This window comes from Streptomyces sp. NPDC002680, assembly GCF_042889145.1.
In the GTDB taxonomy this organism is placed as follows: domain Bacteria; phylum Actinomycetota; class Actinomycetes; order Streptomycetales; family Streptomycetaceae; genus Streptomyces; species Streptomyces adonidis.
Genome location: NZ_JBIAQP010000001.1, coordinates 369,992 through 386,955 on the forward strand (window position 1 = coordinate 369,992; position 16,964 = coordinate 386,955).

At 71.2% G+C, this 16,964-nt stretch carries 15 protein-coding genes; 7 read left to right on the plus strand and 8 right to left on the minus strand.

Translation table 11 applies throughout. From position 1 onward, the window contains the following. Nucleotides 1-9 precede the first annotated feature (9 nt). Nucleotides 10-2,448 carry an aminopeptidase N gene (gene pepN, locus ACFYXF_RS01605; protein WP_389346942.1) on the plus strand — a complete coding sequence of 813 codons (2,439 nt, stop codon included), beginning with the start codon at nt 10-12 and terminating at the stop codon, nt 2,446-2,448. Nucleotides 2,449-2,473: 25 nt separating this feature from the next. Here the strand turns inward: pepN and ACFYXF_RS01610 are convergent, their stop codons facing one another. The 6 genes from ACFYXF_RS01610 to ACFYXF_RS01635 all read right to left on the minus strand — a co-directional run bounded on the left by ACFYXF_RS01610 (nt 2,474) and on the right by ACFYXF_RS01635 (nt 9,138). After that, nucleotides 2,474-3,232, minus strand: a complete 759-nt coding sequence (locus ACFYXF_RS01610; RefSeq protein ID WP_369031423.1) for a FadR/GntR family transcriptional regulator — start codon at nt 3,230-3,232, stop codon at nt 2,474-2,476. 5 nt (nt 3,233-3,237) lie between these two features. Next, a complete protein-coding gene (locus ACFYXF_RS01615; RefSeq protein ID WP_389346945.1) occupies nt 3,238-3,639 on the minus strand; it encodes a Zn-ribbon domain-containing OB-fold protein in 402 nt (133 codons plus the stop codon). Further along, nucleotides 3,636-4,835 (minus strand): thiolase family protein, encoded by a 1,200-nt coding sequence (locus tag ACFYXF_RS01620; protein WP_389346947.1) that lies wholly within the window; start codon nt 4,833-4,835, stop codon nt 3,636-3,638. Before ACFYXF_RS01620 ends, ACFYXF_RS01615 begins: the two co-directional genes overlap by 4 nt. Beyond that, nucleotides 4,792-6,369, minus strand: coding sequence for an AMP-binding protein (locus ACFYXF_RS01625; protein WP_389346949.1), 1,578 nt, complete (start codon nt 6,367-6,369; stop codon nt 4,792-4,794). The genes ACFYXF_RS01620 and ACFYXF_RS01625 overlap by 44 nt, the downstream gene beginning before the upstream one ends. 28 nt (nt 6,370-6,397) lie before the next feature. Next, nucleotides 6,398-7,888, minus strand: coding sequence for an aldehyde dehydrogenase family protein (locus ACFYXF_RS01630; protein ID WP_389346951.1), 1,491 nt, complete (start codon nt 7,886-7,888; stop codon nt 6,398-6,400). 107 nt (nt 7,889-7,995) lie between these two features. Beyond that, the gene (locus ACFYXF_RS01635; protein ID WP_389346953.1) at nt 7,996-9,138 is read right to left on the minus strand and encodes an acyl-CoA dehydrogenase family protein; all 1,143 of its coding nucleotides are present in this window, start codon (nt 9,136-9,138) and stop codon (nt 7,996-7,998) included. An 85-nt stretch (nt 9,139-9,223) separates the two neighbouring features. On the opposite strand from ACFYXF_RS01635, the gene ACFYXF_RS01640 reads away from it, so the two are divergent. The 6 genes from ACFYXF_RS01640 to ACFYXF_RS01665 are packed head-to-tail and all read left to right on the plus strand — an operon-like array spanning nt 9,224 to nt 14,570. Then, nucleotides 9,224-9,979, plus strand: a complete 756-nt coding sequence (locus tag ACFYXF_RS01640) for an SDR family NAD(P)-dependent oxidoreductase (protein WP_389346955.1) — start codon at nt 9,224-9,226, stop codon at nt 9,977-9,979. A 1-nt stretch (nt 9,980) separates the two neighbouring features. Further along, entirely contained in the window at nt 9,981-10,760 is a 780-nt protein-coding gene (locus tag ACFYXF_RS01645; protein ID WP_389346957.1) for an enoyl-CoA hydratase/isomerase family protein, read from the plus strand. A 30-nt stretch (nt 10,761-10,790) separates the two neighbouring features. Further along, complete coding sequence (locus ACFYXF_RS01650) at nt 10,791-11,945, plus strand: CaiB/BaiF CoA transferase family protein (RefSeq protein ID WP_389346959.1); 1,155 nt, start codon at nt 10,791-10,793, stop codon at nt 11,943-11,945. A gap of 26 nt (nt 11,946-11,971) precedes the next feature. After that, nucleotides 11,972-12,883, plus strand: coding sequence for an SDR family NAD(P)-dependent oxidoreductase (locus tag ACFYXF_RS01655; protein ID WP_389346962.1), 912 nt, complete (start codon nt 11,972-11,974; stop codon nt 12,881-12,883). Then, entirely contained in the window at nt 12,880-13,392 is a 513-nt protein-coding gene (locus ACFYXF_RS01660) for a DoxX family protein (RefSeq protein ID WP_389346964.1), read from the plus strand. The genes ACFYXF_RS01655 and ACFYXF_RS01660 overlap by 4 nt, the downstream gene beginning before the upstream one ends. Before the next feature lie 17 nt (nt 13,393-13,409). Continuing rightward, entirely contained in the window at nt 13,410-14,570 is a 1,161-nt protein-coding gene (locus ACFYXF_RS01665) for an acyl-CoA dehydrogenase family protein (protein ID WP_389346966.1), read from the plus strand. Nucleotides 14,571-14,627: 57 nt separating this feature from the next. On the opposite strand, the gene ACFYXF_RS01670 is transcribed toward ACFYXF_RS01665, so the two are convergent. Together ACFYXF_RS01670 and ACFYXF_RS01675 are read right to left on the minus strand one after the other, a co-directional pair. Then, the gene (locus ACFYXF_RS01670; protein ID WP_389346968.1) at nt 14,628-15,743 is read right to left on the minus strand and encodes an acyl-CoA dehydrogenase family protein; all 1,116 of its coding nucleotides are present in this window, start codon (nt 15,741-15,743) and stop codon (nt 14,628-14,630) included. After that, on the minus strand, nt 15,740-16,960 hold the full coding sequence (locus ACFYXF_RS01675) for an acyl-CoA dehydrogenase family protein (RefSeq protein WP_389346970.1): 1,221 nt from the start codon (nt 16,958-16,960) through the stop codon (nt 15,740-15,742). The genes ACFYXF_RS01670 and ACFYXF_RS01675 overlap by 4 nt, the downstream gene beginning before the upstream one ends. Between the last annotated feature and the right edge of the window lie 4 nt (nt 16,961-16,964).

Sequence of the window (16,964 nt, forward strand, 5' to 3'; positions counted from 1 at the left end):
GGACGACGCATGGGGATCCGAAGCCTGACCCGTACCGAAGCCGAACGCCGGGCCGGGCTGTTGGCGGTCGAACGGTACGACGTGGACATCGACCTCACCGGCCTGGCGGAAGGGCCGGAGATCCGGTGCGTCTCGACGGTGACGTTCACGTGCGGCGAGCCGGGTGCGGAGACCTTCGTGGACTGCGCGGCACAGATCCGCAGCGCCACGCTGAACAGCGTCTCCCTCGCCGCCACCGGTGACGGCGGCCGTATCCCCCTCCCCGGCCTGGCCGCGCACAACGTGCTGCGCGTGGAGAGTGTCCAGGCCGACACGGCCACGGGCGAGGGTGTGCACAAGGCGATCGACCCCGCGGACGGCGAGGTCTACGTCTGGATGAGCTTCGAGCCGGACGAGGCCCGGTTCGTGTGGGCGTGCTTCGACCAGCCCGATCTGAAGGCCCCGCACGCCTTCACGGTCACGGCCCCGACCGCGTGGACCGTCACCAGCAACTCGGGCGACGCGCACATCGAGGAGCTGGACTCGGCCCGCCGCTGGACCTTCCCGGACACCCCGCCCCTGTCGGTGTACAACACCGTCGTCAACGCGGGCCCCTTCCACGAGATCCGCCGCGAGGCCGACGGGCACGACCTCGGCCTGTACGCCCGCCGTTCGCTGGCCGAGGTCCTCGACCGCGACGCCGACGAGATCCTCACCCTCACCCGCCAGGGCCTCGCCTTCTACGGCGAGGTCTTCGCGATGCCGTTCCCGCAGCGCCGGTACGACCAGGTGTTCATGCCCGAGTTCGGCGGGGCGATGGAGAACTACGGCTGCGTGACCTGGTCGGACGCCTACCTGCGGCGGGCCGTACCGACGCCCGCCGAGCGCGAGCTGTTCGCCAAGGTGCTGCTGCACGAGATGGCGCACATGTGGTTCGGCAACATCGTCACGATGCGTTGGTGGGACGACCTCTGGCTGAACGAGGCGTTCGCGGAGTTCGCCTGCCACTGGGCGGCCGAGCGCGCCACGCGGTACACCGACGCCTGGGCGGGCCATCTGGTGGGCGGCAAGCTCATTGCGTACCTGTCCGACCAGGGACCCGTCTCCCACCCGATCCACCAGCCGATTCACGATGTCGCCCAGGCCGCGTCGATCTTCGACAACATCACCTACCCCAAGGGCGCCTCCGTTCTCCAGCAGCTCATGACGTACGTCGGCGAAGAGAGATTCAGGGCCGGCATGGCCGCCTACTTCGCCCGCCACGCATGGGGCAACACCACGCTCCAGGACCTGATCGTCGCCCTCTCCGAGGCCAGTGGGCGCGACCTCGACGCCTGGCGGACGGCCTGGCTGGAGACGGCGGGCACCGACCGCTTCCTGCTGGAGCGTGACGGCGAGTCGGTCACCCTGGTGGCGGTCGGCACGCCGCGTCCGCAGGTGCTGGCGGTGGGGGCGTACGACAGGAACGGCGGGGCGCTGGAACGCAGCGCCCTGGTGCGGGTCGAGGTGACACAGGCCCGCACCCCGGTCGTCGGCCTCCCGCCGACGGCGGACCTCCTGCTGGTCAACGACGACGACCTGACCTTCGCCACGACCCGGCCGGATCCCACGACCAGGGACGCGCTGCTGCGTGCTGCCGCGGAGCTGCCCACGGCCATCTCCCGGGGCGCGGCCGGGGCCACCGTGTGGGACATGCTGACGACCGGCGAGGCCACGGCGGCGGAAGCCGGGCGCTGCATGACCGCGGTGCTGGCGACCGAAACCTCCGACGCCGTCATCGAGCCGTATCTGAACCTCGCCGGGAACATCGCCGAACTGTGGGCGCCGCCCGCCGAACGCGCCGGTCTGACGGCGGAGTTGGCGACGGTCTGTCGGCGTCTCGCCGCGAATCCCGGCCGTCGTCAGGTCGCGCTGCGCGGTCTGGCCCGTACCGCGACGGACGCCGACGACCTGGCCTGGCTCCGTGAACAGGCGGGCAACGACGTGGACTTGCGCTGGCGTGCGCTGGTCCGTGAGGCGGAACTGGGCGGGGACGTCTCGTCCGAGACCGCCCGCCTGCTCGAACGTGACCCGGACCCGGACGCCTGGGTCCGCGTCCTCATGGTACGAGCCGCCCTGCCCGACCCCTCGGCGAAGGCGGAGGTCTGGCAGCAACTGGCCGTGGACCGCACCGTGCCCGTCAGCTCGGTCCACCATGTGGCCGCGGCCTTCTGGCGCCCCGCCCAGGAGACCCTGCTGGCACCCTACGCACACGAATACCTGGGGTTGATCACCGAACTCCACCGGGGCGGAATGATCCCCGCGATGACCTTCACCAGGCAACTCTTCCCACTGCACGCCATCGACCCCGCGTACATCGAGACAGCCCAGAAGGCGTCCCAGGAGGCGGCCCCGGTGGTCCGCACCACGCTGCTGGAGCGCTCGGACGCGGTCAGCCGTATGCTCCGCGCCCGCACCCGGAGCTCCTGACCGGGAGCCGCGGACCGAGGCCGGGTCAGCCGAGCAGGTCCAGGACGGTGGTCATGGACCTGTTCTGCAGCAGGTAGTCCTCGGCCTCCTGGAGGTGTACGCGCCACAGTTCCTCGGCGGCCTCCGTGCGGCGGGCTGCCACCAGGTCTACGAGAGCGCCGTGGGCTCGGAAGCCCCGGCGGTTGGCGCGGATGTTTTCGGGGCTGCCGGCGTCGAGGTCCACGTGGGACCAGTTCGCCTGGTCGATGATGTGGCGGACCATGCCGTTGAGGACGCTGAGGGTCTCGTTGCCGGCCAGTTCGACGACCAGGGCGTGGAACTCCATGTGGGCGCGGATGAACGCCGACGGGTCGTCCATGAGGGTCTCGGCCTCGGCGACGGCGGCCCGCAGCCGCTCCAGGTCCTCGTCCGTGCGCCGCTCGGCCAGCAGCCCGGCGCACGGGGCCTCGATCACCGTACGGGCGTCGTACACGTCCTTGAGGGTCGTGCCCCGGTATTCGAGGACGACCCCGGCGTAGCGGGCGGCGACCGTGCCCTCCGGGGTCTGCACCCTCGCCCCGCCCCGGGCGCCCCTGCGCACGCTGATCAGCGACTCCGACTCCAGCACCCGGAACGCCTCGCGCAGCGTGGGCCGGGACACGGCGAACTCCGCCATCAGCGCGGTCTCGGCAGGCAGCGCCTCCCCCTCGGCCAGTTCGCCGCGCACGATCTTGCGGCGCAGCTGTGCCGCGACCAGTTCGGCCATCTTGGGGACCCGTACCGGCGTGTTCGCCACTGCGTCCATCTCCTTCAGTCACCCGTGTCCGGTACGAAGTACGGCAGTGCGATCTCGTCGGTGAGCGTCCGGAAGTCCACGCGGACCCGCATGCCGATGACCACGTTGTCCGGCTCACCCGCGTCGACGTGGGTCAGCAGCGCGCCGCCCTCGTCCAGGTCGACGACGGCCAGCGCGAAGGGCGTGTCGAACCCGGGCCCCGGCGCCCGGTGGACGACGGTCACCGAGTAGACGGTTCCCCGGCCGGCACTCGGCATGTACCGCCAGTCCCGCGCCATGCACCCGGGACAGGCGGGCTCGGGCACGAAGAATCGCAGTCCGCAGCCAGGGCAGTGCGGGACGACCAGTTCACCGCGCCGGGCCGCATCCCAGAAGGGCCGGGACAGCTCGGTGGGGACGGGTACGGGCCGGCTCATCGCATCCTCCCGAGGACGCTCATCTCGTAGTGCTGCGCCCCTGATCCGGCGTTGCCGACAACGGCCAGCTCCGCGCCCTCGACCTGGTGCACGGCGGTGCCGCGCAACTGCCGTACGGCTTCGACGACTTTGAGCGTCATCTGCTGGGTGCCGTTCCAGGCGTACGCCAGACAGCCGCCGTCGGGATTGACGGGATGCTTGCCGCCGACGGCGATGGCACCGGAGGCGGCCAACGGCCCTCCCTCGCCCTCCCCGCACAGCCCGAGGGCCTCCAACTGGCGTATGACCTCGAAGGAGTTGGGGTCGTAGAGGGAGAAGACGTCCACGTCGTGGGCGCCGATGCCGGCCATGGTGTAGGCGCGGGTCGCCGCGTCCCGGCCGAGCTGTCCGACTTCCCGGTGCAGGGCCGGGTTGGCGTACGCGGCCTGGTGGTACTCCATGCCGCCGCCGAGTACGGCGACGGGCGGGTGCGGGAGGTCGCGGGCGCGTTCGGCGGTCGTGACCACGAGGGCGGCGCCGCCCTCGCCGACGATGCAGCAGTCCAGCAGATGGAACGGTGTGGCCACCATGCGGGAAGCGAGCACGTCGTCGGCGGTGTACGGGCCGCGGCCGTACATCATCGCCTCCGGGTTGGTGGTGCCGTTGTTGCGGATCGTGGCGGCGACCTCCGCGAGTTGGCGGGAGGTCGTCCCGTACTCGTGCATGTGCCGGGCCGCCACCAGTGCGAACTGGGCGACGACATAGCTGCCCCACACATCGGCGAACTCCAGCGGCACCCCCGCCCCGACAGGACCGGCGCCGCGCGAGACCAGCTTGCAGCCGCCGACGACGACGGTGTCCGCAAAGCCGGCCTGGACAGCTGCCGCTGCCTTCAACAGGCCCCGGGAGCCCGCGTTGTCGAGCATCGAGTCGCTGGTCCAGCGCAGGTCCCGGCCGAGCATCCGCGCCCAGGAGCTGCCCTCGCCGGGCACGCCTCCGGGGCCGGGCCAGTCGACCTGGGCGCCGTCGACGTCCGCCGGGGTGAGTCCGGCGTCGGCGATCGCGCCGCTCACCGCTTCGAGGGCGAGGTCCATGGCGTCGCGGTCGGGGAGCGTCAGCGCCTGTTCGGTGGCGTGGACGCCGACGACGACGGGTTGGCGGCCGTTCACCGCGTCACCGTCCCGCGCCCAGCGTGTCGCCGCCGGGATAGCCGCCACCGCCGAAGCGCTCGTCGAGCGTCTCGTAGTCCTTGGCGAAGTCCTTGGTGCGCGGCAGCGCGTCGACGAACTCGACCGTCTTCGGCTTCTTGTACGAGGCGATCCGCGCCCGGCAGTGCTCGATGACGTCCGCCGCCGTGACCCCGCCGCCGGTGTCCGGGTGGAGCACCACGACGGCCTTGACGTCCTGGGCCCAGCGCTCGTTGGGCACGCCGATCACGGCGGCCTCCTTCACCCCGGGGTGCGACTCGATGCAGTTCTCGACCTCGGCGGGGAAGATGTTCTCGGCCGCCGACTTGAGCATGCGGGTCGTCGTCCCGAGGAAGCTGATCGTGCCGTCGGGCTCCCGCCGCCCCAGGTCGGTGGTGTGCCACCAACCGTGCCGGAAGCGCTCCTCGTTGATCTCCGGCCGGTTCCAGTAGCCGAGGTGCACGAGGTCGCCACGGACGCAGATCTCGCCCGCCTCGCCGACCGCGCACTCCTCGCCGGTGCCGTTCAGGACGCGTACGGCGGTGAAGGGGCCGGGGCGTCCCGCGTTGCCGGTGCCCGTGCCGCCGTAGGCGCCGGTCACGGCGAAGCCGGTCACCTCGGTCTGCCCGTAGCCTCGGCCCTCGCCGCCGCCGTTTCGGGTGAAGCGACTGGTGTCGGTGGGGACCGTGCCCTGCCACAGGGGGGCGGCGACGCTGGCGCGCAGATGGGAGAGGTCGTGGCCCGCTTCCCTGTTGAGGGCGACGAGTTGGGCGATGGTCGGCGGCATCAGATAGGCGTGGGTGCACTGCTCCGACGCCAGCAGCGGGAGCAGTTCCTCGGCGACCACGCGGCGGACGATCACGTTCTTGCCGCCGTGGACGAAGGCGGGGACGCCCCAGAACTGGTAGTTGCCGATGTGGAACATGGGTCCGGCGCCGAGGAAGGCGGTCTCCGTGCCGATGTCGCCCATCCAGGCGGCGCTCGCGCCCATCGCGAGGAGGTTCCGGTGGGAGAGCATCGAGCCGGACTGCCGTCCGGTGATCGCGGCGGTGTAGATGATGAGGAGCGCGGAGTCCGGGTCGACGTCGGCCGACGGGTCCTCGGGCGATCCGGCGGCCAGGAAGGCTTCGTACGAGTCCGGTCCCTCGGTGTCGTGCCGGAGCCACAACGCCCGGTGGTCGCTGCCCAGTTCGGCCCGCGCCTTGCCGACCGTCTCGCCGATCTCCTCGTCCTGCCAGACGACGACCTTCGGGTCGAAGTCCTCGACCGCGAAGGCCATCTCGGGCGCGGCCCAGCGCCAGTAGCCGGGGCAGACCATGGCGCCGATCTTCGCGGCGGCGCCGAGCAGCTCCCAGATGCGGAAGGAGTTCTGGCCGAGCCACAGGACGCGGTCACCGGGGCCGACGCCCGCCTGGGCGAGGGCGTTCGCGAGGCGGTTGGTGCGCTCGTCCAACTGCGGCCAGGTGAGCCGGACTTCGCCGTCGACGAGGGCGGTGCCGTCGGGGAAGGACCTTCGGTGTTCGCGGATGAGGTCGCCGAACGTCAGGCGGCGGGCTGGGTGCATGCTCTTGGCTCCAGAAAGTGAGGGTTCGTCAGGCACGGCCGATGCCGACGCCCTTGACGTTGATGAACTCGTCCAGACCGGCCTTGCCGCCCTCCCTGCCGAACCCGCTGAGGCCCACGCCGCCGAAGGGGGTCGCGGGCGAAGTGATCGGGTTCGGGCCCGGGTTGGCGTAGACCGTCCCGGCCTTCAGACGCGGCACCAGGCGGTTGACGCGCGCGATGTCACGGGACTGGATGTACGCGGACAGGCCGTACTCGGTGTCGTTGGCGAGGGCGACCGCCTCGTCCTCCGTGTCGAACGGGGTGATGGCAAGGACGGGACCGAAGACCTCCTGCTGGGCGAGGTCGCTGCGGTTGTCGACGTCCGCGAAGACGGTCGGGGAGACGAAGTAGCCGTCGGAATCGATGCGTTCACCGCCGAAGACGAGCCGGCCCGCGCCGCCTGCGACCGCCTTGTCGATCATTCCCTGGACGCGGTCGCGGGCGGCCTCGTTGATGAGGGGTCCGATGTACGTCGTCGGGTCGAGCGGGTCGCCGACAGGCAGATGGGCCACGACACCGGTGACGCGCGCGACGACCTCGTCGTAGACCGGGCGCTCGACCAGCAGCCGGGTGGGCAGTGCGCAGCCCTGCCCGGTGTTGCTCATGGCGAAGGCCGCGCAGTACGGGACGACGGTGTCCAGGTCGGTGTCGGCGAAGAGCAGGTTGGCGGACTTGCCGCCGAGTTCGAACACGACGGGCTTGAGGGTCTGTGCCGCGTCGGCCATGATGCGGCGCGCGGTGGCGGGACCGCCGGTGAAGGAGATCTTGTCGACGCCGGGGTGTCTGACCAGGGCCGATCCGGCGTCTCCGAGTCCGGTGACGACGTTGACGACGCCCTCGGGGAGGCCGGCCTCACGGGCGAGGTCGGCGAAGAGCAGCGCGGAGAACGGCGTGGACTCGGCCGGTTTGATGACGACGGTGTTCCCGGCGGCGAGTGACGGCGGGACCTTCATCGCCAGTGACAGGGCGGGCGAGTTCCAGGTGATGATGTGGCCGATCACGCCGTACGGCTCGGCAATCGTGTACTCGACGTTCTCGTGCGGGCTGTAGGCGGCGCCGACCATGCCCTCGATCTTGTCGGCCCAGCCCGCGTAGTACTCGGTCCACTCGGCGACGTACGGCCCGACGTTGTCCGCCCAGCCGCCGATGCACACGCCGTTCTCCAGCGGGCAGATCGCCGCGAAGTCGGGGATGTGGTCGCGGAGGAGCTGGGCGAAGCGGGTGAGGAGCCGGCGCCGCTCGGCGGGGCGCATGGTGCCCCACACCTCGAAGGCCTGGCGTGCGGCGGCGACCGCCTGGTCCACCTCGGTGGGCCCCGCGAGCGGGATGTGCGCCTGGATCAGGCCGGTCGCCGGGTTGCGGTGTTCGTAGAGTCCGCCGCTCGTGTCGGTGACGTCCTTGCCGCCGATGACGAGCCGGGGCTGCGGCAGGTCTCGCTCGGCTCTCTCCTGGTGCAGCTTCACATCGACCGTGACCACGGTGCCTCCTGGAGCCCGCTGCCCTCACATCCGTACAGCTTAAATAGATAACCTATTTAGCCGAACCAATCAATGCCCCGCACGGCCCCCCTCGCACAGTCCCCCTGTCACAGCCCCAGCGACCGCCCGATGATCTCCTGCATGATCTCCGAGGTCCCGCCGAAGACCCGCTGCACGCGACTGTCGCGCCAGATGCGGGCGATCTCGTACTCGTTGACGTAGCCGTAGCCGCCGAAGAGCTGCATACAGCGGTCGATGACCTCCCAGCCGGTCTCCGAGGTCCAGTACTTGGCCGCGGCGGCCTCCTCGGGCGTCAACTCGCCCTGGAACAGGGCCATGATGCAGCCGTCGACGTAGACGCGGGCGACGCTCAGCTTCGCCCTGATGTCGGCGAGGGCGAACCTGTTGGCCTGGAACTGTCCGATCGGCTGCCCAAAGGCCGTACGGGTCCTGGCGTACTCAAGGGCCAGTTCGTAGGCCCGTTCGGCCGCCGCCAGGGAGGAGACGGCGATGGCGAGGCGTTCGGTGGGGAGGTTGCCCATCATGTGGTAGAAACCGCGACCCTCCTGTCCGATGAGGTTCTCGGCGGGGACGCGGACCTCGTGGAAGAAGAGTTCGGCGGTGTCCTGGGCCTTCATCCCGACCTTGTCGAGCTTGCGTCCGCGCTCGAAGCCCTCGGCGCCGCGCTCGACGACGACCAGACTGATGCCCTTGTGGCCGGCGTCCGGGTCGGTCTTGCAGGCGACGATGACCAGGTCGGCGAGGATGCCGTTGGTGATGAAGGTCTTGGAGCCGTCGATCACCCACTCGTCGCCGTCCCGGCGGGCGGTGGTGCGGATCCCCTTGAGGTCGGATCCTGCGGACGGTTCCGACAGCGCGAGCGCGCAGATCGTCTCGCCGCTGATCACCCCGGGCAGCCAACGGGCCTTCTGCTCCGGGCTGGTGAGGTGCATGAGGTAGGGCGGGAGGACGTCGTTCTGCAGGCCGAGCCCGATGCCGACCGAGCTGGTGGCCGCCATCTCCTCCGCCATGATCGCGTTGTAGCGGAAGTCCCAGATCCCCTGCCCGCCGTACTCCTCCGGGAACTGCCAGCCGATGAGCCCGGCCTTGCCCGCCGCCGCCCAGGCGGCACGGCTCACCTGCCCGTCCCGCTCCCACTGTTCGGTGTGCGGGGCGCATTCCCGCAGGTAGAAGGTGCGGGCGGTGTCCCGGAACTGCTCGTGTTCCGCGGTGAAGATCGTCCGGCGCATACTCGACTCCACTCAGGCATCTCGCTTATTTAGCTGAAGTAGTTATACGATAGCGCTGTATCGGGGTCTGGGCGAGGGAGGGCGCGTGAGCGTACGGGACAAGGTGGCACTCGTCACCGGAGCGGGACGCGGTATCGGCGAGGCGATCGCCGACGCGCTGGCCGCCGCCGGAGCCTCGGTCGCGGTCTGCGACCTGGACGCCGAGGCAGCGGGGAAGGTCGCGGCCCGGCTCACCGAGCGGTACGGAGTGCGGGCCACCGGAGTCGGCGCGGACATCTCCGACAGCGCGGCCGTACGGGCCGCCGTCGAGCGGGTGACCGTCGAGCTGGGTCCCGTGGACGTCCTGGTCAACAACGCGGCCATCGACGTCATCGGGCGGTTCGTCGACAGCGCCGAGGACACCTGGGACCGGATCATCGCCGTCAATCTGCGCGGCACGATCACCGTGACCCGGGCCGTGCTCGACCCGATGATCGAGCGCGGCGGCGGGCGGATCGTCCACATCGCCTCGGACGCCGGCCGGGTCGGCTCCTCCGGCGAGGCCGTGTACTCCGCGACCAAGGGCGGCGTGATCGCCTTCGGCAAGGCGCTCGCCCGTGAGGTCGCCCGGCACGGCATCACCGTGAACAGTGTCTGCCCGGGGCCGACCGAGACCGCGCTGCTCGGGCAGGTCGCCGAGTACAGCCAGAAGATGTACGAGGCGACCGTGCGGGCCATCCCGCTGCGCCGCGTCGCCCAGCCGGGCGAGATCGCCGGTGTGGTGGCCTTCCTCGCGTCCGACGACGCCGCCTATATGACCGGGCAGACGCTCTCGGTCAGCGGCGGCCTGACGATGGTCTGAGGTGAGCACCGTGCTGCGTGTCGAACTCCGTGACGGAATCGCCGTGTTGACCCTCGACCGGCCCCGGCAGCTCAACGCCATCGGCTCGGAGACCGTGGAGCGGCTGGAGCAAGCCCTCGACGCCGTACGCGACAACGACGACGTACGCGCACTCGTGGTGACCGGCGCGGGCCGGGCCTTCTCGGCCGGTGCCGACCTCGGGGAGATCGAGTCGTTCACCTCGCCCGGGCAGTTCCGTGCCTTCGTGGGCCGTCTGACGGAGGCGTTCGCGCTGCTCGACGAGTTCCCCAAGCCCTCGGTCGCCGCCGTGCACGGGTTCGCGTTCGGCGGTGGTCTGGAGCTGGCGCTCGCCTGTGACCTGCGGGTGGTGGAGCGGGGTGCCCGGCTCGGGCTGCCGGAGATGAAGCTCGGCGTCCTGCCGGGCGCGGGCGGAACCCAGCGGCTGCCACGGCTCCTGCCGCCGACGATCGCCAGGCAGATGATCCTCACCGGCGAGCCGATCGACGCGGAGCGGGCCCACGCGCTCGGACTGGTCAACGAACTGGCCGAGCCCGGTGAGGTGTTGAGCGTCGCCGAGAAGCTGGCAGGCGCGCTGGCCGCCGGTGCTCCGCTGGCGCTAGCGGCTGGTAAGCGGCTGATCGGACATGGGCTCGGCATGGATCTGGAGGCGGCGATCGCGTACGAGCGCGAGACCGTCTCGGTGCTGTTCTCCACCGAGGACCGAGCCGAGGGGCTGAAGGCCTTCCGGGAGCGCCGACCCGGCGACTTCCGCGGTGTGTAGCAGGCGTACCGGAGAGACAGGAGGTGGGTCGTGCGGCCACTGGAGGGCATTGCCGTCGTCGAGCTGGGCATGTGGGTGGCGGCTCCGGCCGCGGCCACCATGCTCGCGGACTGGGGCGCTGACGTGGTGAAGGTCGAGGCGCCGACCGGGGATCCCAACCGATACACGCTCCGGCATGTCGGTCAGGACATCGACAGCGCGCCCCCATTCGAGACCGACAACCGGGGCAAGCGCGGGATCGTCCTCGACCTGCGCTCCGAGGACGGCAAGGACGCGCTGGAGCGGCTGCTGGAGCGCGCCGACGTGTTCGTCACCAATCTGCGCCCCGGTGCCCTGGAGCGACTGGGTCTCGGGCCGGACGAACTGCGTGCCCGCCATCCCCGGCTGGTCGTCGGCACGTTGACCGGGTACGGCTGGACGGGCGCCGAGCGCGACCGGGCCGGGTACGACGTCTCCGCCTTCTGGGCCCGCCCCGGCATCGCCGCGATGCTCAACCCGGCCGGTGAGCCACCGCCCGGAATCCGGCCCGGCCTCGGCGACCGTACGGCCGCGTCCAACCTGGTCGCGGGGGTGCTGGCCGCGCTGCTGCGCCGGGAACGCACCGGCGAGGGCGGTGTGGTCGACGTGTCCCTGCTGCGTTCCGGGACGTACGCCAACGGCAACGACCTCGCCCTGCAGAACTTCTTCGGCAAGCGCGGCCGGACCCGTCCCCGCACCGAGCACGAGTCCCCGCTCTACAACAGCTACCGGACCGCCGACGACCGCTGGTTCTGGCTCGTCGGTCTGGAGGGCAACCGGCACTGGCCCGGAGTCGTCAAGGCACTCGGCCGCGCCGACCTGGAGACGGACGAGCGGTTCGTGACCGGCAAGGCCCGGCGTGGCCATGTGCGCGAGCTGATCGCCGAGTTCGACGCGGAGTTCGCGCGGCGGACGCTGGCCGAGTGGGCGGAGCGGTTCGACGCCGAGGGCGTGTGGTGGGCGCCCGTACAGACGCTGGCGGAGGTGGCGGCCGATCCGCAGGCGGAGGCCGTCGGGGCGTTCGTGGAGCAGCCCGGCATGGGTGACGCACCACCACTGCGGACGGTCGCGACTCCCGTCAGTTTCTGGGGAGTCGACGACAAACCCCGCGCGGGTGCGCCGACCCTCGGTGAGCACACCGACGACGTACTCCGCGAACTTCACTGACATCCCCTTACAGCAGGAGGCAGGACGTGGGCATCCTCGACGACAAGGTCGCCATCGTCACCGGCGGTGGCAGAGGCCTGGGCCGGGCGCACTGTCTGGCGCTCGCCGAAGCCGGCGCGACCGTGGTCGTGAACGACCTCGGCTCCGGCGTACACGGCGAGCGGACCGGTGACTCCCCCGCCGACGAGGTGGTCGCCGAGATCACCAAGCTCGGCGGGCAGGCGGTCGCCAACCATGCCTCGGTGACGGACTGGGCGGCCACCGAGGCGATGGTGGCGGACACCGTCGCGGAGTTCGGCCGCCTCGACATCGTCGTGAACAACGCGGGGATCGTGCGCGACCGGATGCTCTTCTCGATGAGCGAGGCCGAGTTCGACGCCGTCATCGCGGTGCATCTGAAGGGCACGTTCGCGCTCACCCGGCACGCGTGCGCGTACTGGCGGGAGGCGTCGAAACGGGGTGAGCGGGTCGCCGGACGCGTGATCAACACGACGTCCGGGACCGGGCTGTTCGGCAACCAGGGACAGTCCAACTACGGTGCCGCGAAAGCCGGTACGGCCGGGCTCACCGTCCTCACGGCCCTGGAGATGCGCCGGTACGGCGTCACCGCGAACGCCATCTCGCCTATCGCGGCGACCCGGATGACGGACGGACTGGCCGTCGGCGAATCCCTCCAGGCGTCCGCCGACTTCGACCCGCGCGACCCCGCCAACGCCTCCGGGGTCGTCGTCTATCTGGCCTCCGACAGCTCGGCCTGGCTGACCGGCCAGGTCCTGCGCATCGAGGGCAACCGGCTCAACCGGCTCCAGGGCTGGACGGTCGCGGGGGTCCACCCCAGCGAGTCCGGCAAGGCTCTCACGTACGACGAACTGGTCGACGCCGTACCGCAGTTGTACGGCGTCGGGCCCGCCGGACGGGCCACGGGGGTCGGCCAGTGAGGGGCCACGACGCCGCCGCTCTCGTACTGCGGGCGACGCTGGGCCCGATGCTCTTCGCGCACGGCTGGAACAAGGTCGCCGGGCCGGGCGGCCTCAAGGGCACCACGGGCTGGTTCGAGGCGCTCGGCCTGCGACCGGCCGAGGTGCACGCCCGGATGGCCGCCGGGACGGAACTCGCGGCCGGAGTGGGCATCACCCTGGGCGCGGCGGGTCCCCTGCCCGCCGCGGCGGCCGTCGGCCTCATGACCGTGGCCGCACGGACCGACCACCGCGGCAAGGGCTTCTTCGTCTTCAAGGGCGGCTGGGAGTACGTCGGTGTGGTGGGCGGCGCGGCCGTCGCACTGGCGGCGCTGGGCAACGGCCGGTACTCGCTCGACGGGCTGCTGCGACGCCAACGCACCGGCGTGGGGCCCGCTTTGCTGGCCGCCGGAATCGGCACGGCGAGCGCGGCGGCACTGCTGGCGCTGTGCTATCGGCCCGACGAGAAGCCGAACGAGTCAGACGACTGATGGGCAAGGGAGACCACATGGACGCGGATGACTTCACCGCGGTGCTGTCGGAGGTCCGGCGCTTCGTCCGGGACCGCGTCGTGCCTCTGGAGGAGGAGATCGACGAGAAGGACGAGATGCCCGCGGACATCCGCGAGGCGGCGAAGAAGATGGGCCTGTTCGGCTTCGCGCTGCCCGAGGAGTACGGCGGGTTGGGTCTGTCGATGTACGAGGAGGCCCAGTTGATGTTCGAGCTGGGCTACACGACCCCGTCGCTGCGCTCGATGTTCGGCACCAACAACGGCATCGCGGGCCATGTCCTGATGGTCGGCGGCACCGAGGAACAGAAGGCCGACTGGCTGCCGAGGATCGCCTCGGGCGAGGTCCTGGCGTCGTTCGCGCTCACCGAGCCCGAGGCGGGATCCGACCCGTCGACGCTGACGACCCGGGCCCGTCGGGACGGCGACGACTGGGTGATCAACGGGGCCAAGCGGTACATCACCAACGCTCCCCTCGCCGACGTCTTCATGGTCTTCGCCCGCACCGACCCGGACGCCCCGCGCACTCGCGGCATCTCCACCTTCCTGGTCCCGGCGGGTACTCCGGGCCTCACCGTGGCTCCCAAGGACCACAAGATGGGCCAGTTCGGTGCCTGGACGGCGGACGTCTTCTTCGACGACGTACGCGTCCCGGCCTCCGCCCTCGTCGGTGGCGAGGAGAAGGGCCTCAACCGGGGCTTCGGCACCGCGATGGGCTGCATCGCGCACGGCAGGGTGCACATCTCCGCGCTGATGGTCGGCATGGCCGAGCGCCTGGTCGACGAGTCGGTGGCGTACGCGAGCACCCGCAGGCAGTCCGGGCAGCTCATCGGCTCCTTCCAGCTCGTCCAGGGTCTGATCGCGGACGCGCAGACCGACTACTACGCCGGCCGCGCCACGGTCCTGGAGGCCGCCCGCGCCTTCGACGCCGGAACGGACACCAAGATCGGCCCGTCCTGCACGAAGTACTTCGCCAGCGAGATGGTGTGGCGGGTCGCGGACCGCGCGGTCCAGGTCCACGGCGGCGCGGGCTATATGCGCGGGGTCGCCGTCGAGCGCTTCTACCGCGACGCCCGGCTGTTCCGGATCTACGAGGGCACCAGCCAGATCCAGCAGGTGATCATCGCGAAGGCACTGCTGGGCGAGGCCGCGCGCGGCTGAGCCGTACGACGACCAGGGCCCCGGAGATTCTCCGGGGCCCTCACCTGTCTGCGGCCGTCAGATGCCGAGCCGGTCCAGCAGCCGCTCGTGATAGAGGGCCGGGCCCCCGAACAGCAGCTGGGAGGACTTGGCCCGGCGGAAGTACAGATGGGCCGGGTGCTCCCAGGTGAAGCCGATGCCGCCGTGGACCTGGATGTTCTCCATCGCGGCGAACATGTACGCCCGTGAGCAGCACGCGTGTGCCACCGCCGCGGCGACCGGGAAATCGTCGGCGCCCTCGGCCGCCAGCCGCGCCGCTTCCCTGGACGCCGCCTCCGCCAGTTCCACCTGGACGAGCATGTCGGCGCACTTGTGCTTGACGGCCTGGAATGAGCCGATCGGCCGGCCGAACTGGTGCCGGGTACGGGCGTGTTCGGCGCTCGTCTCCAGGCACCGGCGTGCCCCGCCCGCCTGTTCGGCGGCGAGCCCGACCGTGGCGATGTCGAGGACCTTGGCCATGATCCGTCCGCCCGCCCCGTCCGGGCCGACGAGCGTCGCCGGGACGGCGTCGAAGGTCAGCCGGGCCATGGCCCGGGTGGCGTCCAGGGTCTCCATCGCCTCGGCGGTCACGCCGGCGGAGGCCCGCTCCACCGTGAAGAAGGACGGACCGGCGACGGTACGGGCGACCACGACGACCAGGTCGGCCGTCGTCCCGTCGATGACGAAGGACTTGCGGCCGCTCAGCCGCCAGCCGCCGTCCCCGTCCGGTACCGCGCGGGCGGCGATCAGGGCCGGGTCCCAGGAGCCGTCGTCCTCGGCGACCGCGAGGGTCGCGGTGGTCCGCCCCGCCGCGATGCCGGGGAGATGGCGTGCGCAGGCCTCCTTGTCGCCGGAGGCCAGCAGGGCCTGGGCCGCGAGGACGACCGTCGCGAAGAAGGGCGAGCAGAACAGGGCGCGGCCCATCTCCTCCAGGACGACGCCGAGTTCGACCGGGCCGAAGCCGTCGCCGCCGTACTCCTCCGGGATCACCAGGCCGGGCAGCCGCAGTTGGTCGGCCGCCTGCGCCCACACGTCGAGGTCGAAGCGCGGGTCGCTCTCCATGAACTTGCGCACGGCCTCCTCGGGAGACTTGGCCGCCAGGAACTCCCGTACAGAGGACCGGAGTTCCTTCAGTTCCCGCTCGTCGGCGCTCACGCGCGTGCCTCCTTCGGCAGACCGAGGACCCGTTCCGCGAGGATGTTCTTCATGATCTCCTCGGTACCGCCGAGGATGCGCAACGCCGGGGTGGCGAGGAGGAGTTCGGACCAGGCGTACGTCCCCCATCTGCCGGTGTCGGCGACGATGCGGGGGCCGAGGCAGTCCGCGACGAAGTGGGCGGCCCTGGTGAGGTTCTGACCGTACATCAGCTTGGCGACGGACCTCTCGGGGCCGGGCGCGATGCCCGCCCGCAGGGTGCGCTGGGCGCGGGCGTTGAGGTAACCGGTGGCCAGCGCGTCGACGAGGAGGTCGGCGAGACGGGCGCGCAGGGCGCGGTCGTCCCAGGTCCAGGTGGCGCGCATGAGTGCCGACAGGTGGTCCGGGGAGAGGGCGGCGGCGACCGGGCCCGCGCCCTCGCTGCCGACCGTGTCGCGCTCGTTCATCAGGGTGGTCAGGGCGACGGTCCAGCCGCCGTCGACCTCGCCGAGGCGGTGGTCGTCGGGGATGCGTACGTCGGTGAGGAAGACCTCGTTGAAGTCGGCGCCGCCGGTCATCTGCCGCAGGGGCCGGACCTCGACGCCGGGGGCGTCCATCGGGACCAAGAAGGCCGTGATGCCACGGTGCTTGGGCGCGTCCGGGTTCGTGCGGGTCAGCGCTAGGCCGATCTCGCTGTGCTGGGCGACCGAGGTCCACACCTTCTGCCCGTTCAGCACCCAGTCGTCGCCCTCCCGGACTGCCCTGGTCGCCACGCTCGCCAGGTCGGAGCCCGCGCCGGGCTCGCTGAACAGCTGGCAGGCGATGGCGTCCCCGCGGTACATCGCGGGCAACCAGCGCTCCCTGATGTGGGGTTGGGCGTGGGCCAGGATCGTCGGCCCGATCATGCCGAGGCCGATCACACTCAGTACGCCGGTGTCTGCGACGTCGTACTCCGACTCGACGGCGTCGTAGAGCAGGTCGTGGACGGGGGTCAGGCCCCGGCCGCCGTACTCCACGGGTCCCGTGATCCAGCCGAAGCCGTTCTCGTGCCGGATGCGCTGCCACTCCCGTGCCCGCCGCACGGACTCCCGTTCCTCGTCCGGCGGAAGGCTGCTGAAGTACGCCATCGAGTCGTCGCCCTCGCCCCAGGTGAGGGCGGTGCGGTCGGGGGCCTTCGCCGCGTGGGCGTCGAGGAAGCGGCGCACCTCGGCGGCGAAGTCCTGCATGTCCTGGTCCATGGGT